This window comes from Knoellia sp. Soil729, assembly GCF_001427985.1.
Taxonomy (GTDB): Bacteria; Actinomycetota; Actinomycetes; order Actinomycetales; family Dermatophilaceae; genus Knoellia.
Window position 1 is genome coordinate 71,893 of the sequence record NZ_LMSA01000004.1, and the last position, 21,614, is coordinate 93,506.

The 21,614-nt window shown below is 67.4% G+C and carries 17 protein-coding genes; 10 read left to right on the plus strand and 7 right to left on the minus strand.

What is annotated here, in order from left to right; genetic code table 11:
* Nucleotides 1-9 precede the first annotated feature (9 nt).
* The 4 genes from ASG74_RS14275 to mraZ form a co-directional block, all read right to left on the minus strand.
* A complete protein-coding gene (locus ASG74_RS14275; RefSeq protein WP_082569780.1) occupies nucleotides 10-1,860 on the minus strand; it encodes a peptidoglycan D,D-transpeptidase FtsI family protein in 1,851 nt (616 codons plus the stop codon).
* 179 nt (nucleotides 1,861-2,039) lie between these two features.
* Nucleotides 2,040-2,744 (minus strand): hypothetical protein, encoded by a 705-nt coding sequence (locus ASG74_RS14280; RefSeq protein ID WP_056145013.1) that lies wholly within the window; start codon nucleotides 2,742-2,744, stop codon nucleotides 2,040-2,042.
* A complete protein-coding gene (rsmH, locus tag ASG74_RS14285; RefSeq protein ID WP_056145017.1) occupies nucleotides 2,741-3,721 on the minus strand; it encodes a 16S rRNA (cytosine(1402)-N(4))-methyltransferase RsmH in 981 nt (326 codons plus the stop codon). Before rsmH ends, ASG74_RS14280 begins: the two co-directional genes overlap by 4 nt.
* 154 nt (nucleotides 3,722-3,875) lie before the next feature.
* Entirely contained in the window at nucleotides 3,876-4,307 is a 432-nt protein-coding gene (mraZ, locus tag ASG74_RS14290) for a division/cell wall cluster transcriptional repressor MraZ (protein WP_056145020.1), read from the minus strand.
* A 346-nt stretch (nucleotides 4,308-4,653) separates the two neighbouring features.
* Between mraZ and ASG74_RS14295 the strand changes: the two genes are divergently transcribed.
* Genes ASG74_RS14295 through ASG74_RS14305 form a run of 3 tightly spaced genes read left to right on the plus strand, consistent with a single transcriptional unit; the run spans nucleotide 4,654 to nucleotide 9,255 of the window.
* Nucleotides 4,654-5,676, plus strand: a complete 1,023-nt coding sequence (locus ASG74_RS14295; RefSeq protein WP_442910090.1) for an AAA family ATPase — start codon at nucleotides 4,654-4,656, stop codon at nucleotides 5,674-5,676.
* Nucleotides 5,677-5,683: 7 nt separating this feature from the next.
* Nucleotides 5,684-6,946 (plus strand): DUF58 domain-containing protein, encoded by a 1,263-nt coding sequence (locus ASG74_RS14300; protein WP_056145023.1) that lies wholly within the window; start codon nucleotides 5,684-5,686, stop codon nucleotides 6,944-6,946.
* Entirely contained in the window at nucleotides 6,943-9,255 is a 2,313-nt protein-coding gene (locus tag ASG74_RS14305) for a transglutaminase TgpA family protein (RefSeq protein ID WP_056145028.1), read from the plus strand. Before ASG74_RS14300 ends, ASG74_RS14305 begins: the two co-directional genes overlap by 4 nt.
* Before the next feature lie 286 nt (nucleotides 9,256-9,541).
* Here the strand turns inward: ASG74_RS14305 and ASG74_RS14310 are convergent, their stop codons facing one another.
* Together ASG74_RS14310 and ASG74_RS14315 are read right to left on the minus strand one after the other, a co-directional pair.
* Nucleotides 9,542-10,447: an EcsC family protein gene (locus ASG74_RS14310; protein ID WP_162252808.1), complete on the minus strand. Its 906-nt coding sequence runs from the start codon at nucleotides 10,445-10,447 to the stop codon at nucleotides 9,542-9,544.
* Between the two features lie 496 nt (nucleotides 10,448-10,943).
* Nucleotides 10,944-11,930 (minus strand): hypothetical protein, encoded by a 987-nt coding sequence (locus ASG74_RS14315; RefSeq protein WP_235498999.1) that lies wholly within the window; start codon nucleotides 11,928-11,930, stop codon nucleotides 10,944-10,946.
* Between the two features lie 154 nt (nucleotides 11,931-12,084).
* Between ASG74_RS14315 and ASG74_RS14320 the strand changes: the two genes are divergently transcribed.
* The 5 genes from ASG74_RS14320 to ASG74_RS17770 are packed head-to-tail and all read left to right on the plus strand — an operon-like array spanning nucleotide 12,085 to nucleotide 19,128.
* Nucleotides 12,085-13,539: a type I restriction-modification system subunit M gene (locus ASG74_RS14320; protein ID WP_056145036.1), complete on the plus strand. Its 1,455-nt coding sequence runs from the start codon at nucleotides 12,085-12,087 to the stop codon at nucleotides 13,537-13,539.
* Nucleotides 13,536-14,678 carry a restriction endonuclease subunit S gene (locus ASG74_RS14325; protein WP_156465416.1) on the plus strand — a complete coding sequence of 381 codons (1,143 nt, stop codon included), beginning with the start codon at nucleotides 13,536-13,538 and terminating at the stop codon, nucleotides 14,676-14,678. The genes ASG74_RS14320 and ASG74_RS14325 overlap by 4 nt, the downstream gene beginning before the upstream one ends.
* A 3-nt stretch (nucleotides 14,679-14,681) precedes the next feature.
* The gene (locus tag ASG74_RS14330; RefSeq protein ID WP_056145038.1) at nucleotides 14,682-15,767 is read left to right on the plus strand and encodes an endonuclease NucS domain-containing protein; all 1,086 of its coding nucleotides are present in this window, start codon (nucleotides 14,682-14,684) and stop codon (nucleotides 15,765-15,767) included.
* A 9-nt stretch (nucleotides 15,768-15,776) separates the two neighbouring features.
* On the plus strand, nucleotides 15,777-18,608 hold the full coding sequence (locus ASG74_RS14335; protein WP_235499001.1) for a DEAD/DEAH box helicase family protein: 2,832 nt from the start codon (nucleotides 15,777-15,779) through the stop codon (nucleotides 18,606-18,608).
* Entirely contained in the window at nucleotides 18,490-19,128 is a 639-nt protein-coding gene (locus ASG74_RS17770; protein WP_235499003.1) for a type I restriction-modification enzyme R subunit C-terminal domain-containing protein, read from the plus strand. Before ASG74_RS14335 ends, ASG74_RS17770 begins: the two co-directional genes overlap by 119 nt.
* 144 nt (nucleotides 19,129-19,272) lie before the next feature.
* Here ASG74_RS17770 and ASG74_RS14340 read toward each other — a convergent pair whose 3' ends face one another.
* Nucleotides 19,273-19,707, minus strand: coding sequence for a helix-turn-helix domain-containing protein (locus ASG74_RS14340; protein WP_056145041.1), 435 nt, complete (start codon nucleotides 19,705-19,707; stop codon nucleotides 19,273-19,275).
* Between the two features lie 369 nt (nucleotides 19,708-20,076).
* Between ASG74_RS14340 and ASG74_RS14345 the strand changes: the two genes are divergently transcribed.
* Nucleotides 20,077-20,892, plus strand: coding sequence for a hypothetical protein (locus tag ASG74_RS14345; RefSeq protein ID WP_156465417.1), 816 nt, complete (start codon nucleotides 20,077-20,079; stop codon nucleotides 20,890-20,892).
* 181 nt (nucleotides 20,893-21,073) lie between these two features.
* Entirely contained in the window at nucleotides 21,074-21,514 is a 441-nt protein-coding gene (locus tag ASG74_RS14350) for a hypothetical protein (protein ID WP_156465418.1), read from the plus strand.
* The last annotated feature ends 100 nt before the right edge of the window (nucleotides 21,515-21,614 follow it).

Consider the following 21,614-nt stretch of genomic DNA (forward strand, 5'->3'; position numbering starts at 1 on the left):
CCAGTCAGACTACTTGGCGCTGCCGCGCGGCCGGTCCCGCAGGGTCGTGGGGTCAGCCGCGGCCTCCTGCGGCGTGACCTCGATCTTGATGGGCGGCGTGGTGGTTCCCGTCGGCGGGATCTTGAGCTCCTGCAGGGCGTAGGTCATGACGTCGTGGAAGACGGGGCCGGACACCGTGCCGCCGTAGATGCTGGCGCTGGGCCGCTGGATGATGACGGCCACGACGAGCTCGGGGTCGTCAGCCGGCGCGTAGCCGATGAAGCTGGCGGTCTTGCCGCTGTACTTGCGCAGCTTGGGGTCGTAGAAGTCGGCGGTGCCGGTCTTGCCTGCGACGCGGTAGCCCGGGATCTGCGCCTGCGGGGCGGTGCCCTCCTTGGACACTACGCCCTCCAGCATGGCGTTGACCTTGCTGGCGGTGTCCTGCGAGATGACCCGGCTGCCCGGCTTGGTCTCGGCCTTGGTGAACGTCCCGTTGGCGCCCGTCGTCCCCGCGATGAGGTTGGGCGTCATCCGCATGCCGCCGTTGGCGATGGTCTGGAAGACCGATGCCGCCTGGATCGCGGTGACGGACAGGCCCTGTCCGAAGACCACCGTGGAGCGCTGCGTGCCACTCCACTTCTCCGAGGGGGCGAGCAGTCCCGCCGACTCGCCGGGGAAGCCCAGGCCGGAGCGCGAGCCCAGGCCGAACTTGCGGAAGTACTCCTCGAGCCGCTTGGACGTCAGCGTCTCGCCGATGAGGATCGTCCCGATGTTGCTCGACTCGGCCAGGGTGCCCGCGACCGTGCGGTTGATCGTCGGGTGCTCGTGGCTGTCCTTGAAGGACGCGTCGTAGCGCTGGAGCCGGTTGGGGATGACGACCGGCTGGTTGGGAGTGACCTTCTTGTCCTCCAGGGCGGCCGCCACGGTCATGACCTTGGCCGTCGAGCCGGGCTCGAAGACGTCGTTGAGTGCCTTGTTGACCAGGCTCCCCTTGGCGCTGCCGACGTCGTTGGGGTCGTAGGTGGGATAGGACGCCAGCGCGAGGACGTTGCCCGTCTTGGCGTTCATCACGACCGCGGTCCCGGACTGCCCGCCCATCTTGGCCATCTGCTGGGCGATCGCGTTCTGCGCGTACCACTGGATGTTGGAGTTCACCGTCAGGGTGACGTCGCGACCGTCGACGGCCTTGACCCCGCCCTGTCGACCCCCGGGGATCTTGGAGCCGTCGGGCGCCTTCTCGAAGACCGAGTGCCCAGGGGTGCCCTTGAGCGCCGTGTCCATCATCAGCTCGAGGCCGCCACCGGCCGCGCCGTCGTTGGTGACGAAGCCGACCAGCGAGGCGGCGTTGGGTCCCTGCGGGTAGACCCGTTCAGGGACGGCCTCGGCGGAGTCCTTGTAGATGCCCGGGATGCCCAGGGCTGCGACCTTGCGCCAGGTGAGCGGGCTGACCTTGCGGTCCAGCACCTGGTAGCGGCCGCTGCCCCCGAGCTTGGGACGCAGGCTCTCGACCGACCGTCCGAGCAGCGGTGCAAGGGCCTTGGCCGCGAGGTCGACGGCGACACCGTTGGTCGCCTCGTCGCACGTGCGGTCCTTCTGCTTGTAGGTGCACACCGCGGTCGGGTCCGCGACGACCGTGTCCCGGGCGCGGCTCGACGCGAGCACGACGCCGTCGGAGGAGGTGATCTTGCCGCGCAGCGCGGGGATCGTGACCTTCTCGGTGCGCTGCTCCAGGGCCTGGGCCGCCACGGCCGAGGAGTCGAAGCCCTGGATGCGCAGCAGCTGGGCCGCGAAGATGCTGAAGACGAAGAGCGTGGCGACCGTGAGGCCCCGCATGCGGCGGCGCGGGTTGCCCGGGGGCTTGGTGGCGCCCCCGCGTGCCACAGGTGGACGTGCGACCCGACGAGGCAGGGTGCTCGTGCTGCCCTTCCTCGCCGCCGGCGGTTTGCGAGCGGCCGGGGCCTTGCGAGCAGCAGGCTTGCGAGGCGAGGGGGTGCGGCCGGAGGGAGTCGCACCGGGACGTCGAGGGTCGCGGCCACGAGGAGGTGGCGGCGTCCGGGGCGTCACGGCGTCGCGGTGGCGGAGGGCGGAGCCGCCGGGCTCGGTGAGGTCTGGGTCGACGGGCTCGGGGTGGCCTGGTCGGCAGGCGGCGTCACCGCTGCCTGCTCCTTGGTCGACGTCGTCGTGCTGGTCGCACCGTTGCGCGAGTCGACGCTCGTGGTCGTGACCTCGATGTTGTCTCCCTTGACCGTCGTCACCGTCGTCGTGGTCACGGTGCCCACCGTCTTGACGGTGGCCAGTGGCGTGGTCGACGGACGGGCCGCCGCGGCGGCTGAGTTGCCCTGTGTGGCAACAGTAAATTCCTTCTTGGTGTCAGCAGCTTCCGCCACGCCGAGGATCTTGCCGTCACTGAGACGGAGGAAGGCCGCGGTCGTCGACGGGACCATGCCCAGGGCCAGGGCCTGCTGGGCGAGGCCGGCCGGAGCGCTCTGGGCGTCGATCGCGTGGTTGAGCTCCTCCTCAGCCGCAGCCAGCTGGTTGGAGGTGTCCTGGAGGTCGCCGAGGACGAACGAGCCCTTGGCCATGGCGGTGTTGAGCATGAGCACCCCGAGCAGCCCCGCGATGAGCAGTGCCAGGCAGGAGGCGACGAACGCCGGCTGACCGTGCTGCGGCTGCGTCCTGACGACCCGCAGCGGCCTGGGCCGCGCCGCCCGCGAGGCCGGCCGCAGTGCGGGGCGGTTGAGTGGACGTGCCGCGGTCGTGGTCATCGCCGGGCTCCTTTCGTGGGGCGGGTACGTTCGGCGACCCGCAGCCGTGCTGACGCGGATCGTGGGTTCATGGACTGCTCGGACGCGGAGGGCTCCTCGGCCCCCCGGGTCAGCAGACGCAGGTATGCCGCGTGCTCGGGCAGCTCGACCGGCATACCGGGCGGGGTGCTCGAGGTGGCGCCGGCGGCCAGGGCGCGCTTGGTGATGCGGTCCTCGAGCGAGTGGTAGGACAGGACCGCCATCCGGCCGCCGACGGCGAGCACGTCGATCGCACCCGTGACCGCGCGCTGCCACGCGCCGAGCTCGTCGTTGACCTCGATGCGCAGCGCCTGGAAGGTGCGCTTGGCGGGGTGACCGCCGGTGCGCTGCGACGCCGCGGGAACGGCCTGTCGGAGCAGGTCGACGAGGCGGGCCGAGCGGGTGAACGGCTCGCTCTCGCGCTCACGGACGACGGCCGAGACGATGCGCTTGGCGAAGCGCTCCTCGCCGTAGTCGCGCAGGATCCGCAGGAGCTCGCCGGGCGCGTAGGTGTTGAGCACCTCGGCGGCCGTGATCCCACTGCCCTGGTCCATGCGCATGTCCAGCGGTGCGTCCTGCGCGTAGGCGAAGCCGCGGTCGGCCTCGTCGAGCTGGAGGGAGGAGACACCGAGGTCGAACAGGATCGCCTGGACCTCGCGCAGCCCGAGATCGGAGACGACCGTGTCGATCTCGTCGTAGACCGCGTGGACCCCGCGGAAGCGTGTCCCGAAGCGGGCCAGCCGCTCCCCCGCGAGCGCCAGCGCCTCCTCGTCGCGGTCGATGCCGATGACGGTGGCCTCGGGGCAGGCCTCGAGGAAGGCCTCGGCGTGACCGCCCATGCCGAGGGTGCCGTCGACAAGCACCGACCCCGGCTCGGTGAGGGCCGGGGCCAGGAGGCTGACGATGCGGTCGCGAAGGACGGGAACGTGCCGCTGTTCGGCGGCTCCCCGTGACTCCATCTGACGTCTCCTCATGCGTGGTGTGCGTGTGCGGTGGTCGATCCCTGTGCTGGTGGCTCCTCCCCCGGCTCCTGGTCCCCATCCGTCCGGGGCCCGGCACGGGGGAAGTCGTGTCGGGAACCGGTCGGCTGGAGGCCGGGAGCCGGGGGTGGGCTCACATGAGTCCGGGGATGACCTCCTCGGACTGCTCGGAGTAGGCCTGCTCGGTGCTCGCCAGGTAGTCGTTCCAGGCGTCGGTGTCCCAGACCTCGACGCGTGAGCCGGTGCCGATGACGGTGCACTCGCGGGTGAGGCCGGCGTACTGGCGCAGGTGGGCCGGGACCGTGACGCGTCCCTGCTTGTCGGGGATCTCGTCGCTGGCGCCGGAGAGGAAGACGCGGATGTAGTCGCGCACGGCGCGGTTGGTGGTGGGCGCCGCCTGCATCTGCTCGGTCACCTTGACGAACTCGTCCATCGGGAAGACGTAGAGGCAGCGCTCCTGCCCACGGGTGACGACGAGACCGGTCGAGAGGCGCTCACGGAACTTCGCGGGCAGGAAGAGGCGGCCCTTGTCGTCCAGGCGGGGGGTGTGGGTACCCAGGAACACACGCTCACCTCCCCATCCGTTTCGACCCGTGCGCGACACTTCTCTCCGGTTCGCTCCACTTTACTCCACCCATGACCGAAATCAAGCCGTTATCCGGTGAAACTGCCATGTTTCTGCAGGTCACAGCCGGTGGTGCAAAGTGGAGCAAACGCGCTTCCCGCGCGATTCTCGCGGCTCAGGCACCCGGCATACCCCCGTATGCCGGGCCGCCACCGATCGCTCGAACCTCCCCCAGCCCCCGCCATGAGGCTTTTTGTGACCCGAGCACCTACCTCGGTGGAGGAATGTGGGGCAAGATGAAAACCCGTTGCGCAGGGCTGCGGGAGCACTCATCCCAGGAGCCACCGTGTCGACACACGACGAGGTCCACCAGACGCAGGAGCAACGACGGCTCAACGGGGGGCCGGCCCGGTCCGGGGCTGCGCTCGACCAGGTGCTCCAGGTCGCCAGCTCGCTGCAGACGGCCATGAACACCGTCATCGAGGGCAAGCCAGCAGCGGTCCGCACGGCGGTGACGGCGCTGCTCGCCGAAGGACACCTGCTCATCGAGGACGTCCCCGGCGTCGGCAAGACGATGCTCGCCAAGACCCTCGCCCGCTGCATCGACGCCTCGGTGCGCCGCGTGCAGTTCACCCCCGACCTGCTGCCGAGCGACATCACCGGCGTCAGCGTCTACAACCAGGACGTGCGCGACTTCGAGTTCCGTCCGGGGGCGATCTTCGCCAACGTCGTCGTCGGTGACGAGATCAACCGCGCCTCACCCAAGACGCAGTCGGCGCTGCTCGAGTCGATGGAGGAGGCCCAGGTCACCGTCGACGGGACGACGTACGCGCTCCCCCGCCCGTTCATGGTCCTGGCCACCCAGAACCCCATCGAGATGGAGGGCACCTATCCGCTGCCCGAGGCACAGCGGGACCGCTTCATGGCGCGTATCTCGATGGGCTATCCGTCCGCGCGCAGCGAGGTCGACATGCTCGACCAGCACGGCGCCCACTCCCCGCTGGACGACCTGCGACCCGTCACCGACGCGGCGACGGTGATCCAGATGATCGACGCGGTGCGCAGTGTGCACGCCTCGGCCGCCCTCAAGCAGTACGTCGTCGACGTCACGCAGGCCACCCGCACGAGCTCGGCGCTGCGCCTCGGCGCGTCACCTCGGGCGAGCCTGCACCTGCTGCGCGCCAGCCGTGCCCACGCCGCCCTCGCCGGTCGCGACCACGTCCTGCCCGACGACGTGCAGTCCATGACCATCCCGGTGCTCGCGCACCGCCTCATGCTCACCGGTGAGAGCCAGCTGGCCCACCGGTCGGCGGCCGACGTGCTCACCGACCTGCTCCAGCGCGTCCGCGTGCCCGCCCCCACCCGCTGAGGCTGCCATGCGACGGTTCCGCGACTCCCTCACGACGCGTGGCGCTGCCTTCCTCGCGTCCGGGATCGTGCTCGTCCTCGCAGGCTTCGCCCTGGGCCAGCACGACCTCAGCCGCATCGGCATCGTGCTGTGCGCGCTGCCGCTCCTCGCCGGCTTCCTGGGCCGGCGGCACGACCTCTCGCTCGTCGTCGCCCGCGAGGCACGCCCCTCGCGGGTGACGATCGACGAGCCGGCCATCGTGCAGATGACGGTCTCCAACCCGTCCCTGAACCGCTCGCCGGTGCTCTTCGCGGAGGAGCACCTCGACTACTCGCTGGGCGACCGACCGCGCTTCGTCATCCCTGCCCTGTCGACGGGCGTGTCGACCCACGTGGAGTATGCCGTCCGCGCCCACGCGCGCGGTGCGCACCGTCTCGGCCCGCTCGGCGTGCGCGTCCAGGACCCGTTCGGCCTCACGATGCGCCACGCCTCGCTGAGCAGCCACGACGAGCTCCTCGTGCTGCCGCGGGTCGTCGGACTGTCCGACGGCCGCGCCCTGGGCCGCGGACTCGGGTCCGAGGGTTCGGTGCCCCACCGCGTGGCCCTGCACGGTGAGGACGACCAGTCCATCCGTGAGTACCGTGACGGTGACGACCTCAGACGCATCCACTGGCCGGCGACCGCACGCACCGGCGAGCTCATGGTGCGACAGGAGGACCGGCCGGCCAAGCGCCGCGCGGTGGTCCTGCTCGACACCAGGGCCCGCGCCCACGCCGGCTCCGGACCGTCCGGTTCGCTCGAGTGGGCCGTGACGATGGCCGCCTCCGCCGTGACCCACCTCCTCGACCTCGGCTTCGCCGTGCACCTGCTCACCCCCGATCCGGGGCAGGAGTCCGGCGTGCGCGAGGACTCCGACCTCGACCGTTCGCTCGAGACGCTCGCCCGGGCCGTGCCGACCGACGAGGCCGGCATCGGCGGCATGCTGCACGCCGCCAGCGGAGCCACCGCCCAGGGTGGGCTCATCGTCGCCGTCATCGGAGCCGTGGACGACGACGCGGCGCGTGCCCTGTCCTCGTTGCGGCAACCCGGTGGGCCTGGACTGGCCTTCGTCGTCGACGCCGCCGCCTTCTCCAGCGGTGAGCGCGGGTCGAGCGACGGCCCAGACCCGCGCGCGACCACCGCGGCACTGGCCGGCGCCGGGTGGTCGGCCGTCTCGGCGACCCCGGACCTGGCAGTGGCCGATGCCTGGGCCGGCGTCGCAGGCTCCCGCCGCATGGTCGGTGCGCGATGAACCGCACCCGCCCCACGGAGACCCTCCTCGCGGCCCTGGCGAGCTTCACCGTGGCCCTCCCCTTGCTCACGCTCTTCGACGCCAACACGTGGGTGCGTCCCAGCCTGCTGGCCATCGCCACCATCGCGCTGGCCGGCATGGGGCTGCGCCGGATGCGGGTCTCGGCGTGGGTCGTGGTGCTCGGGCAGCTCCTCGCCGGGTTCCTCATGGTCTCCTGGCTCCATGGCCGGGGGCACCTCTACCTCGGCATCGTGCCCGGACCGGACACGGTGAAGTCGTTCGGCATCCTCTTCGGCGAGGCCGGTCAGACGGTCATGGCGTTCTCGGCACCGGTGCCGACGGAACGCGGGATCGTCGTCGCCATCACGGTCCTCGTCGGGGTGACGGCCCTGGTCGTCGACGCCCTCGCCGTGACCCTGCGCTCGCCGGCGCTGGCAGGCCTCGCGCTGCTCACGGCATACCTCATCTCTGCCACGAACTCCGGCGACGGACTCTCCTGGAAGTACTTCATCCTCCCGGTGGCGTTCTGGCTCTCGCTGCTCGCCACCCAGGGCATCGGCTCGGCGCGCCGCTGGGGCACTGCCGTGCCGCTGGGACGGGCAGGTGAGGATCGTGACCCGGTGCTCGGCGTCGCGGGGACTGCGCGGCTGCTCGGTGCCGGCGCCGTGGTTCTCGCCATCGTGCTCCCCACGGTCCTGCCACACCTGCCCACGACCTTCCTCGCGGACGGCCTCGGCCGCACCGAGAACTCCCGCGGCGGTAGCGGAGCCGTGAGCCTCAACACGACCCTGGACCTGCGCCGGTCCCTCGACGACCAGTCCCAGACTCCGGTCCTCACTTACACGACGTCGGCCACCAGCCCCGAACCACTGCGGGTCGGCATCCTCACCGACTACCGGCGTGGCGAGTGGAGCACCAGCTTCGATGCCAACCGGCCCGTTCCCGGCGGTCGAGAGGAGCCGGTCGGCGATCCGGACATCAAGCGCACCACCCAGGAGGTCAAGGTCAGCGAGAACCGCCTGACCGGGCCACAGATCGCCCTGCCCACACCGCTGCTCGATGTCGACCTGGGCAGCGTGGCGCTGCGCGAGAACTTCGTCGGCGGCTACGAGGTCGACCGGAGCGTCACGGACTACACCGCCTCCTACAGCCGGCTCGCTCCGACGACCGTTGACTTCTCCGACGACGGGCGGAAGCCGCGCGGTTGGGAGGAGGGCGTCTACAACGACATCGACGGTGAGAGCATCTCCCGGCTCAGCGCGCTCGTGGACGAAGTCGTTCCCGCAGAAGCCACCCCGCTCGAGACGGCGCGCCTGCTGCAGGCGCACTTCCGCAGCAGCCAGTACACCTACTCCCTCCAGCTTCCCCAGCCGACCGATCCGGTCTCCGGTCGCACGATGATGGCCGACCCGCTGTCGAACTTCCTCGTCTCGCGCACGGGCTACTGCGTGCAGTTCGCGACGGCCTTCGTCATGGCCGCCCGGCTCAAGGACATCCCGGCCCGCATGGCCATCGGGTTCCTCCCCGGCATTCAGACGAACGGGACCTACACCGTGCGGGCCGCCGATGCGCATGCCTGGCCCGAGCTGTGGTTCCCCCACCTTGGCTGGACCCGCTTCGAGCCCACTCCGGGCACTCGCTCCGGCGGCGCCCCGGCCTACAGCCTCATCCCCACCGACACGAGCCCCGCGGAATCCTCGGCGCCCACGGCCACGGGCGCGGCCCCGACGCCGTCGGTCGCCGACCGCCCCGACCCCGACGCCGGAGCCGTCGACAGGTCGACGAGCACCTCTCCCGGCCCCTTCACGTGGCTGACCGACAACCTCCTGACGATCGTCGTCCTGCTGGCGATCGTGCTGTCCCTGCTCCTGCTGCCGGTCGCCGCGTCCGTGCGTCGACGCCGGCTGCGCACCGCGGCGCGCGACGATGCCGAGCGGGTCGAGGCCGACTGGTCCTCGCTCATCTCCCGGCTCGGTGACATCGGCATCGCCCCGCCCGAGGGCAGCACGCCACGTCAGGCCGGTGTCCGGCTCACCCACGACGCCCTCCTGCGCGGGGAGCCCCAGGAGGCGATGGGCCGCATCGTCGCCACCGTCGAGCAGGCCCGCTACGCCCCGCCGCACGCCCCGATCAACGACGTCAGCGCGGACGCCCGGACGGTGTGGAGGGCCGCGCTCTCGGCCCGTCAGCGCAGCGACCAGGTGCGGGCCCACCTCTTCCCGCGGGACGGCCTGCGTCAGTGGAACGACTCCCGGCAGGCTCTGCTGGAGTGGCCACGCGCCGCGTGGTCGCGCCTGCGCCGCCACTGACATCGAGTCCACACCCTCGGAACTTCGTGCCCTGGGACCGGGGCGCGCCGGGCCAGCGAGAACACCATGGGTGGCCGGTCGGACGCGGTCCCGGACGCAGGTATGCCGTGTGCCCGAGGTGGGCACACGGCATACGTCGCGTGGTGCAGTGCTTCGCGGTCGCTCAGTCCAGGTAGTCGCGCACTAGGAACGGCTGAGCGCTGTGCCTTCCTGCGTGACGAGCCTGCAGGTCAGGACGCTGTGCAACGAAATATCCTGGACTGACGACTGTGGCGCCCGGCCCGGATCATTGGTGTCTGTCACCGTTGCGCTCGTGCCCACCGTCGTCCTCGACCCGGACTTCCTCGAGAACCTCCAAAACGTCGACGATCTCTTCACCGCTGGTCTCGGTTTCCTCTGGAGCCGCCGCCGTTACGGAACTGTCGACCCATTCGGTCGGGTCAATCCCGTAGATCTCGGAAAGTGCACGCAGTCGGTAGACCGCCTGAGCCCTCCTGAACGTCTGCTCGGTGAGCTGGGCACTGAGAGCGGCATTCAGGCCGACGCCGACCAGGGGAACCGCCTGGGCAAGCTTGCGATGGGTCAGCCTGAAGCCGAGCAGTGCGTATGCCCTCCCGATCGCTTTCACGAGAATCCGCTCGTTGAGCTGTCTCCACGTGGCCTGACGCATCATCTCCTGCGTCAAGCGTGACAGTGCCGCCAGGGCCTGGGTCTTGGCACCGACCGAGCTCGCCACGCCGAGCGACAGCACGCCCATAGCGAACAGCTCCTCCTCAGGGAGACGGACGTCGTACCCGTAGCGCGTTGCGACCGCGCCGATCGTGCGGCCCATCAGTGCCATGGACGCCACCGCATCCGCGGCCAAGGCGCCGAAGGCCACTCCCGCCGTGGTTCCACCGGTCACGGTGGTGGACACCACTGCACCAGTGACCGCGAGGGCGCTCGCACCACCCTGACCCGCTGCGAACGCGGCGTAGCCGAACTTCGGTGGCTGCATGGCATCGCGCTGCTCGAGCGAAAGGTTCCGCACATCCGCCAAGGTCCGAACGTCAGGATACTTCTTCGCGTAGCGCTTCGCGGTCGCATCCGGTCGGGAGCTGCGCATCGCCGGCTGAAACGTGAGTGCAAGCGTTCCTTCGAACACCTTCTCCATCGTCTCTCTCGCCGAATCGACGCCCGGGAGGTCACCCATCCTGCTGGAGACCGTCGAGGCAACCTCACTGCCCCGCCTCCGGACGCTCGCAGGCACCACGCTGCGGCGTGGAGGCGCATACACGGTCCGAATCGACCGATTCCACGCCGTCTGGTCGTAGGACGTCATCTGCTCATAGCCCACAGTTGGGCCCTCCTCGTTCTTGAAGCCGGTGTCCGTTCGTTACGTCCGACAGGACCGTTCGGCGCGTCCACACAGGGCTGCGACTGTACGACGGAGGCGCCGGTCACTGGCGAGGTTGGGCGGCGTGGCGTCGACGCATCTCCTTGAGGGTCACCACGTCGCCGACGATCTGATGCTGCGCTCGCTGAAACAACCACCCGTCTGTCTCGATATGTTGTCTTGGCGAGGCTGGCCCCGCGGGACGATCTCGGGCGCCTGTGGGGTACGACAGAGAAGAGTGCGTCGGCGGTGCACGCCGATCTAACACTGGTCACGGCCTACTGTCCTCGACCAGCTAAGCCTCACTGGAGCGCTACGCGAACTGCCAGTGGCCGGAGGATGCTGCGCTACCCGCCGTCTCAATCAAGTGCAACGGCACGTCACGCCAAGTCAGGGTCGAGCCGACCACCTGCGTGCGGACTCCGGGGCCGATCAAGTACGAGACGCCATCGTGTGTCAGAACCTCGAGTCTGGCCGACTCGCTGACCGCAGTGTTATCTGACTCGTAGGAGCGCCAATCTCTGTAGCCAGCCGGTCCTGCGGACAGCCACGCTTCCAAGCGTCGTCGCGTCGACACCAATTGACTCGACGTCAAGCCCTGCACAGCGCCCTCGCGGCTTCTCGCCCCTCGGTAGACCGCTGCGTGACTCAGGGCCTCCTCCATGAGGCAGGGGTGGCACGTGTGCGCTCCCAAACCAGGTTGGGGTCCGACGGCCGCCTCGATGTGGATCGCCGTCAGGTCGAAGATCGCGTGCTCCATCTCGTGGTTGATGAGGTCGGCAGCCGCGTACCCAATCGCCCTCGCATGAGAAAACCCGGCGGGAAGATACACCTCGGCTGCCAAGTGTTCGACGCCTCCCGCATGCAAGTAGATTCCCCAGTCACGGTTCGATCCGGACGACGTGGGAGCCATGCAACGAGGGCTTCGGTAGAAGGCGAGCTGCGCTTGCCAGTCTTGCTGGGAAGCCAACGCAGCTGAAGAGTCGATGGCGCGGACAAGCGGCAGGAGGTCTTCGATTGTGTAGTCGCTCGTTTCCTCAAGAAAGAGGCCGTCGCTTGTCGCGGGACTGGCCGACTGCTGAGTAAGCAGCCGACGTCCGCCCTCGTCGACATATGCCTGCAGTTCTGGGTCTCGTAGTTGGATAGTGCGCTTCACATCCACCGCGAGCGGAGAGCCGCTCTCGCCCATGCGGAGCTCATAGATCTCAACGGAACGAGGGGGCGGTCCGCCGGGCAGCAGGGCAGGTTGCTGCTTGGCCCAGGCGACCAAGAGATCGGTGGGATACGTACGCGCAGTCACCTCCGTGATTCTGCCGGGGTGGGTCCCGTCGTGCCGGGTATTGACACTTCAGCGCCACGTTCGTGAAACCAGTGGACGCGCGTACGGTTGCGGTGCTCCCGCGAGGGTCGCTGACCTGGCGAGAAAGTCGCAAGTGTTGTGTAGCCTCCGGGACGTGATCACAGGTGACCTGAAGAGCAAGATCGACCGAGTCTGGGACGCCTTCTGGTCGGGGGGCATCAGCAACCCGCTCGAGGTGATCGAGCAGATCACCTACCTGCTCTTCATCCGCCGGCTCGACGACGTCCAAACACTCGCCGAGAAGAAAGCCCGCGTCACCGGCGGGGCCGTCGAGAACCCGGTGTTCCCGCCCGGTCAGGCGCACCTGCGGTGGAGCCAGTTCAAGAACGCGTCCCCCGACGTGATGCACAAGACGATCGCCGACGAGGTCTTCCCGTTCCTGCGGGGCCTGGGCGACGGCACCACCTACAGCGAACACATGAAGGACGCCCGCTTCACCATCCCAACGCCGGCGCTCCTGAGCAAAGTCGTCGACATGCTCGACGACATCCCAATGGTGGACCGTGACACCAACGGCGACCTGTACGAGTACCTGCTATCCAAGATCGCAGCGGCCGGCGTCAACGGCCAGTTCCGCACGCCGCGCCACATCATCGACCTCATGGTGAAGATGACAGCGCCACAACCGTCGGACGAGATCTGCGACCCGGCCTGTGGCACCGGCGGCTTCCTCGTTGCCGCCAGCGAATACGTCCGCGACACCCACGCCGACGCGCTGCTGGGCACCACGCAGCGCACGCACTTCCACAACTCGATGTTCCACGGCTACGACTTCGACTCCACCATGCTGCGCATCGGCAGCATGAACATGCTGCTGCACGGCATCGAGTCCCCCGACATCCGCTACCGCGACTCCCTCTCCGAGGGCGCTGCAGGCGACGCCGACAAGTACACGCTCATCCTCGCCAACCCGCCCTTTGCGGGATCGCTCGACTACGAATCCACCAGCAAGGACCTGCAGCGCATCGTCAAGACCAAGAAGACGGAACTGCTGTTCCTAGCGCTCTTCCTGAAACTGCTGAAGCCCGGTGGGCGGGCGGCTGTCATCGTGCCCGACGGTGTCCTGTTCGGGTCGAGCACCGCGCACAAGGCCCTGCGCAAGGCCCTGGTCGAGGACCAGAAGCTCGACGCCGTCGTGAAGCTGCCCTCCGGTGTCTTCCGCCCGTACGCCGGCGTCTCCACCGCCATCCTGTTCTTCACCAAGACCAACTCCGGTGGCACCGGCGACGTCTGGTTCTACGACGTCCGCGCCGACGGCTTCTCCCTCGACGACAAGCGCAACCCCGTTGACGCCAACGACCTCCCCGACGCGCTCGCCCGCTGGCAGAACCGCGGCTCCGAGAAGGGGCGCGCGCGCACCGAGCAATCCTTCCTCGTGCCCAAGGACGACATCGTCGCCCAGGCCTACGACCTCTCTCTGAACCGCTACAAGGAGATCGTCCACGACGAGATCGAGCACCGCGCTCCGCTGGAGATCATCGCCGACATCGAAACCCTCGAAGACGAGATCGCCAAAGGCCTCGCCGAGCTGAAGGCGATGCTCTTGTGAAGACGGTTGCACTTGGCGATGTCGTGGCTTTCACCAACGGTGGCACTCCGTCACGCTCGAAGGCGGAGTACTGGGACGGCTCGATCCCTTGGATCACCGGAGCCGACATCTCCGAGGCCGGCGATGTGGCTGCGCGTTCGTTTATCTCCGACGCTGCGGTCAAGGGCTCATCTACTAACGTCGTTCCGCAGGGCACGGTTCTATTGCTGACCCGGACGTCCGTCGGCAAGGTGGGCGTGCTAGCCGAGCCGATGGCGATCAACCAGGACATCACAGCCATCACGCCGTCGGGAGAGCTCGACACCCGCTACCTCGTGCACTTCCTGCGAACCAGCAAGCCCGCGTTGATGAGGAACCTCCGGGGCGCAACCATCAAGGGCGTCACAAGGGACGATGTAGCAGCACTGAAGTTGGCCCTCCCACCCCTTCCCGAGCAGGGCCGCATCGCCGCGATCCTCGACCACGCCGACGCCCTCCGCGCCAAGCGCCGCCAAGTCCTCGCCCACCTCGACTCAATGTCACAGGCGATCTTCTACGAGATGTTCGCCGACTGTTCCGCGACATCGACGGTCCAATCGGAGGCGTCACTAATCCGTACCGGCCCCTTTGGCAGCCAACTTCTGCACAGCGAGTTCGTCGATGAGGGAATCGCAGTACTTGGACTCGACAACGTAGTAGGCAATGAGTTCCGATGGAGCGAGCGCCGCTTCATCACGGCGACCAAGTACGAACAATTGAAGCGCTACACGGTGAAACCAGGCGACGTCCTAATCAGCATCATGGGGACGACCGGGCGGTGTGTCGTGGTCCCAGACGACATTCCGACGGCCATCCACATCTGTGCGATCACCCCGGATCCCTCCCGCCTCCATTCGACGTTCCTCCGCGCAGCGTTCCTCTGGCACCCGGAGTCGCTGGCTCACCTTCGCCGCCAGACCAAGGGCTCGATCATGGACGGACTCAACATGGGGATCATCAAGTCGGTGCCGATCCCTGTTCCGCCACTCTCGGTTCAACACGAGTTCGCGGAGCGGGCCGAGCAAGTGGCGACCAACCGCGGAATCATGACTCGTGCTGCCACTGCCGACGACCACCTCTTCGCCTCACTTCAGTCGCGTGCCTTCCGAGGGGAGCTATGACTGATGCCTGTTGAGATGAGAATGTGGCGCATCGACGACGACAGGCCGCGACCGCTGTCCACCTCGGTCCTGCCGGCCGAGAAGGATCTGCACGAGTTCCTCGCGCAGGACCCGTCGCTGCTCGGCGATCGGCTCTTGGTCATCGGGAGCGAAGTGCTGACGCCGTATGGCAAGCGCCTCGACCTGCTGGCGATTGACACTGATGGCAACCTGCACCTGCTGGAGCTGAAGCGCGACAAGACTCCGCGTGAGGTCGTCGCCCAGGTACTCGACTATGGCTCATGGGTCTCGACCCTGTCGCGGGATGACGTTCTCGACATCGCCAGTGGGCATCTCGACGAGCAGTTCGAGGTCGCGTTCGAGCGCGTCTTCGGTAGTCCGCCGCCCGACGAGTTGAACGGCGAGCTGCACCTGGAGATCGTCGCGAGCGAACTGGACGCCAGTTCGGAGCGCATCGTCACGTACTTGCGTGGCTTCGGCGTGCCCGTGAATGCGGTCTTCTTCTCGTACCTGGAGGACGAGGGTCGGCGCTACCTCGCGCGGAGTTGGCTCGTCGACGATCACCTCGCCCCTGCTGCGCCGGGTTCCAAGAAGGGCAAGCGCGCCCAGTGGAACGGCCAGGACTGGTACGTGAACTTCGGCACCCACGGCCGCGACTGGGAAGACGCTCTGGAGCTCGGATTCGTCTCAGCCGGCGGATCGCCGCGCTCGTCAGGGACGCTGCGCACCATCCCGGTGGGCGGCCGTGTCAACGTCTACGTGCCGGGGAGTGGCTATGTGGGCGTGGGGGTCACGCTCGCGGAGGCCAAGCGATTCGATGCCGCACTCGTCCAGCAAGGCGACGCCTGGCTACCCCTGGCTCAGCAGGAGCTGCGCGGCAACTATCAACACGACGGGTCGGGGCAGACGGAGACAGACGACATCTCTGAATGGGTGCTCCCGGTCAGATGGCTGGCTGCCGTCCCCTTGGCGGAGGCCTACACAGCGCCGGGCGTGTTCTCCAACCCCAGTACCTCGTGCAAGCTCCGTCAGGAGTTCACGCTGGAGCGTCTCGCCGACCACTTCGGTCTCGACAAGGACGGCGAGTGATCGACCGCGATGGGTAACTTCGACTTCGTCCGCCAGACGCTGCCGTCACTGCATGACGACTGCGCCCGGGCCGAGTCGTACCTGTCGTCCGACCCGCGATCGGCCTGCTTCTACAGCCGCCGGGTGGTCGAGGAGCTCGTCGGCTATCTGTACGACGTCCTCTCGCTGCCCATCCCGTACCGCGACGACCTCGCGGCGAAGATCAACGACGCTGCGTTCAAGGCCGAGGTGCCGCAGGGCATCACGCAGAAGATGACCGCGATCCGTCGCATCGCCAACACCGCGGTGCACGAGAGCCGGACGATCCGCCCGGACGTGTCGCTGGCGGTGCTGCGGGAGCTGTTCAACGTCGTCGTGTGGACGTCGTACCACCACTCCCCTGCGCCGACAGTGGTGCCGCTGCAGGCCCAGTTCGACCCCGCCTTTGCGGCCAAAGCCGCACCGCTCTCACGCGAGGAGGTCGCCCGCCTCGCTGCGAAGTTCAAAGAGCAGGACGAGGCCCACGCCCGCGAGCTTGCAGAGAAGGACGAGCGTCTGGCCGCCCACCAGGCGGAGATCGCCGAACTGAAGACTCAGATTGCAGCCGCCCAGGCAGCAGCCGCGCCGGATACGCGTGACTACGACGAGGCTGCGGCCCGTGACCTGTTCATCGACGTCCTCCTGCACGAGGCCGGCTGGGCGCTGGATGAGGAGCGCGACCGGGAGTACCCCGTCACGGGGATGCCCAACGCCGAGGGGACCGGCTTCGTCGACTACGTCCTCTGGGGCGCCGATGGTCTGCCGCTGGCGGTGGTGGAAGCCAAGCGCACCGCCAAGTCGCCGGAGGTGGGTCAGCAGCAGGCCAAGCTGTACGCCGACTGCCTGGAGAAGCAGTACGGTCGACGACCCGTGATCTTCTACACCAACGGCTACGAGCACCGGGTCTGGGACGACGCTGGCGGTTACCCGCCCCGCGAGATCCAGGGCTTCTACACCCGCGACGAGCTCGAGCTAATCATCCAGCGCCGCCAGACCAAGCTCCTGTTGTCGTCCGCGCAGGCGAACACCGACATCGCTGGCCGTCCGTACCAGGTGCGGGCCATCAAGGCAGTGGGCGATGCGTTCGACCGCAAGCAGCCTGAGGCCCTCCTCGTGATGGCAACCGGCTCGGGCAAGACCCGCACTACCATCGCGCTCGTCGATCTGCTGCAGAAGGCGAACTGGGCCAAGAGAGTCCTGTTCCTCGCTGACCGCACCGCCTTAGTCAACCAGGCGGCGAACGCTTTCAAGCAGCATCTGCCTGGCTCTACGACGGTCAACCTCGTGACCGAGAAGGCCGTCGAGGGCCGCGTCTACGTCTCGACGTACCCGACCATGATGAATCTCATCAATGAGGTCGACGGCGGCCTGCGCCGGTTCGGTCCGGGCTACTTCGACCTCATCGTGATCGATGAGGCTCACCGATCCGTGTACGCCAAGTACGGCGCGATCTTCGACTACTTCGACTCCTTGCTCGTCGGACTGACAGCGACGCCGAAGGACGAGGTCGACCACAACACCTACCGTCTGTTCCACCTTGAGGACGGCGTGCCCACGGACAACTACCCGCTGGACGAGGCTGTCGATGCGGGCTACCTCGTGCCCCCGAAGGGCATCAGTGTCGGCACCCAGTTCCTGCGCTCCGGCATCAAGTACGACGACCTCACCGAGGAGGAGAAGGACCAGTGGGACGCCCTCGACTGGGGTGAGGACGGACCGCCCGACGAGGTGGGCACCGAGGAGATCAACCGGTTCCTGTTCAACGAGGACACCGTCGACAAGGTCCTTGAGACGCTGATGGTGCAGGGCTACAAGGTGGCCAGTGGTGATCGGCTCGGGAAGACGATCGTCTTCGCCAAGAGCCAGAAGCACGCAGAGTTCATCGAGAAACGCTTCAACCTCGCTTACCCCGAGCTGGCCGGGCACTTCGCCCGCGTTATCACCCACGGCACCCCCTACGCCCAGTCGCTCATCGACGACTTCTCGATGAAGGACAAGGCGCCGCACATCGCGATCAGCGTCGACATGCTCGACACTGGCATCGACGTACCCGAGGTCGTGAACCTGGTGTTCTTCAAGATGGTGCGCTCGAAGTCAAAGTTCTGGCAGATGATCGGGCGCGGCACCCGCCTGTGTCCCGACCTGTTCGAACCCGGTGAGGACAAGAAGGACTTCCTCGTCTTCGACTTCTGCGGCAACCTCGAGTTCTTCAGTCAAGATCTGCCTGGCTCGCAGGGGCAGGTCCAGAAGTCGCTGTCCGAGCGGCTGTTCGAGGCTCGGGTCGGCCTAATCACGGCCTTGGGTGACGACGAGCCCGACCTGCACCGGTCGACGGCGTCGACGCTCCACGAGATCGTCGCCGGGATGAATCTCGACAACTTCGTCGTACGCCCGCACCGTCGTGCAGTCGAGAGGTACGGCTCCGCGGAGGCGTGGACGGAGCTGAGCCCGGCCGACACCGAGGCCCTGTTCAGGCTGGCCGGACTTCCGTCTTCGGTCCGTGATGACGACGAGGACGCCAAGCGTTTCGACCTACTGATCCTGCGCCGCCAGCTCGCCCAACTCGACGGTGACATGGCCTTGGCCGAGCGCGTACGTGAGACCGTGCAACACATCGCTGCCGCCCTCCTGGGCAAGACAACCATCCCGTCGGTGGCCCAGCAGGCCGTGCTCCCTGGAGTCCGTCGCTGGCGACCAGTGGTGGGTGGACGTCAACCTGCCAATGCTGGAGGAAGCTCGACGGAAGTTGCGCAGTCTGGTTCGGTTCATCGAAAAGACCACTCGCAACCCCGTCTACACCGACTTCGAGGACACCATCGGTGAAGGGGTCGAAGTCGTACTGCCCGGCGTGACGCCCGGCACGAACTTCGAACGCTTCCGCGCCAAGGCTGAGGCGTACCTGCGTGAGCATCTTGAGAACCTCGCCCTGCAGCGTCTTCGGCGCAACAAGCAGCTCACAGCCAGCGACCTCGTCGAGTTGGAGCACATGCTCGCCGCCTCCGGCGGCCAACCGGTCGACATCGCCTGGGCCACCGAGCAGGGCGGCAGTCTGGGCATCTTCGTCCGCAAGCTCGTCGGCCTCGACCGCGACGCCGCCATCGAGGCCTTTGAGAACTACCTCGATGGCACCAAGTTCTCCGCGGACCAGGTGCGCTTCGTGAACCTGATCGTCGACGAGCTCACCAAGAACGGCGTCATGGAGCCGGCACGGCTCTTTGAGTCCCCGTATACCGACCACGCCCCCACAGGCCCCGACTACTTCTTTCCCGACGCCGATGTCGAGGTCATCGTCGACATCCTTCGTCACGTCAACTCCCACGCAGTACCAAGCGGTGCGGCCTAGACAGTGCCGCCGACCGTAGATTCGCTACCAATCACCAGCCCATCAATGCATACCAACCGGGGGAACCATCCATGATGCGAGAAGGAGGGGCCCTCACTACGTTCTTCCAGGCAACACATGGGATGCAACGTACGCAGGGCACTCCTAGGTCGCTGTCTTATCCACACGGTGTCCTCTCCCTGGCGAGCATGAACACACGACCGTGGCGCAAACCCGCTTCTGTTCGACCACCCGGCCGCTCAGGCCGAATAGTCGGACTCTGGCCTCGATGATCCGTCGAACTTCGGCCACTGCGGCCACGTCGCCAGCCATCGCACGGCTCCACAAGCTCACCTGAAGCCCGTCGAGACGCTCGGTCTCCAACTCCCTCAGGTTCTCGACTTCACCGGCCTCCTGAGCAGCAAGGGCCTTGCGGACGATCGCGTAGACGGTGGCGCGGCTGGCGTAGCCAAGTTCATCAGCGATCGCCTCGTACGTCCAGCCCTGGCAGCGGAGCTCGACGGCACGGGTCCGTCGGGCAGCGGCAAGCGCTCTATTGCGGTGCCGGCCATCGACACGGGGAATGGCGGCGACGTTCACGCGTCCAGTGTGACTGGCGGGGCGGACAATCCGGCGGATGAACGGGGTGGGTCGGGAGTCCACGGACGAAGTGCGGCTGCCATTCACCGCGCCTGCGAGGCGGCACGCTCTGCGGCCAGATGAGCACCCGTTCCAAGTATCAGCGGATGTAGATCACGGCGTCGTGTTGTTCCCGCCCCAGCACACTGACGGAACAGTTAGCCCGCGACGGTGGGCGGCCACGAGCGACGTGGATATTCCTGAGTTCCCGCCCTTCGGGGCCGCAAGTGAGTACGGTCACGCTGACACCGAACAATCGGCACTTGGGGGTGATTCATGGCTGCAACCAGGACTGGTCGCAGACCTGCGGGCACCGGTCCAGCGTTTGCCGTGGCTGCAGTGCTCCTTCTGGGCGGGTGCGACCCCAGCGCGCAGGAGGTCGCCGACCAGCGGGCGAAGCAACGTGAGGCGCAGATTGAGGCCTTGAGGGACGCACCAGTCTGGATTGGCACTGTGACGGGGTACGACGGCTTCCTCGAGGACAAGGTCAGCGTGGACTACGGCGGCAAGTATGACGCCGAGGTCAAGGTCTCGTACGTCAAGAGAGTTGACCAGTACGGGGACGACTGCACGTCCGACCTTGGTGACAAAGGGCTCGACACTTTCGTTGACTTCCTCCACACCGCTGCACCTGTGGGGTCCCAAGTCGCGGTCATCCGCTCCGGCTCAGACCGAGACGGCGGTGTGCTGCTGCCGGTCACCGCGGATCGGAAGCCAGATACATCGAAGGCGTCAGTGAATGAGCGGATGGTTGCTGCCGGGGCTGCACTCGTGGACCCGTTCGCGCGAAACCTCAATGCGAAAGCGGATCAAGAAGTCGTCGCGGCGCAAAAAGTGGCACTCGACCCAGCGGACTTTGCGTGGTGGATCAAGATCGTCTCGGCCGCAACCAAGGCGTCCACGGCTGGCACTGGCCTAGTCGGTCGATGCGCGCGGGCAGTGAAGGCGGAGAAGGCCGCGGACGCGAAAGCACAAGCGAAGGCCGATGCGGATATTCGGCGGTGGGAACTCGGTCCTGACAGGCGTCGGGGCACGGCCGACGACTATTCGTACGGAGACGAGCGTGAGCGTGACGGTTCGCGCGGCCCCGGAGCTGGCGGTTTGGGCAACGTGCCCGGTGGAATGTGCCCCACACGGTGGTGTTGACCCGGCACCTAGCGCCTGCTGTGGAAGGGCTTGCGCCAGCGCACAGAGTCAGAACGGACGAGCTAGCGGGCCCTACGGAAGGAAGTGACTGCGAATGGGCATTCGTATTGGAACCGGAATAGGACCAGTGTCGGTGTCGACTGGGGTCAGCAGCCGCGATGCGTCAAGCTGCATGGCTCTGGTGGGCTATGTGATCGCCGCAACGATCGTCTTGGCCATCATCGTATTCGTCTTGCCGCCAGTCGCGGTCTTGGCCTGCGTGTACATGTGGACGACCCGGTCGCGGGCCGAAAGATCTGGTGCCCAGCTCGCGCTGGTGACAATTGTGGCCGCGGTCGGTGTTGGGGTAGCCGCGTGGGCATGGCCAACGACATACGCGTCATACAAGTACGGAGTGAATGTGCCGGCGTCGTCGTTCTCCGAGTCGGTCGGGGACTACCAGGACAAGCTCGCGACGGCTGGCTTCCAGCACGTGGACGTTGTGCTCGTCGACAAAAACACATTGCCGAAGTCGGTAGCAGACTGCGCCATGGAGTCGGTCAGCCCTGCCGAGGGCAACCGCACCGACATCCGGGACGTCGTGGTGGTAACCGCCGACTGCGCGCCGCTCCCTCAGGGTTGAAGCTCACCGTCTGCTGAGGCATGCCATCTCCGGTGACACAACCGGGCGGACGCAATCAGGGCGACGCCAAGGTACTGCGCGGGCCACACGTGGCACGGAC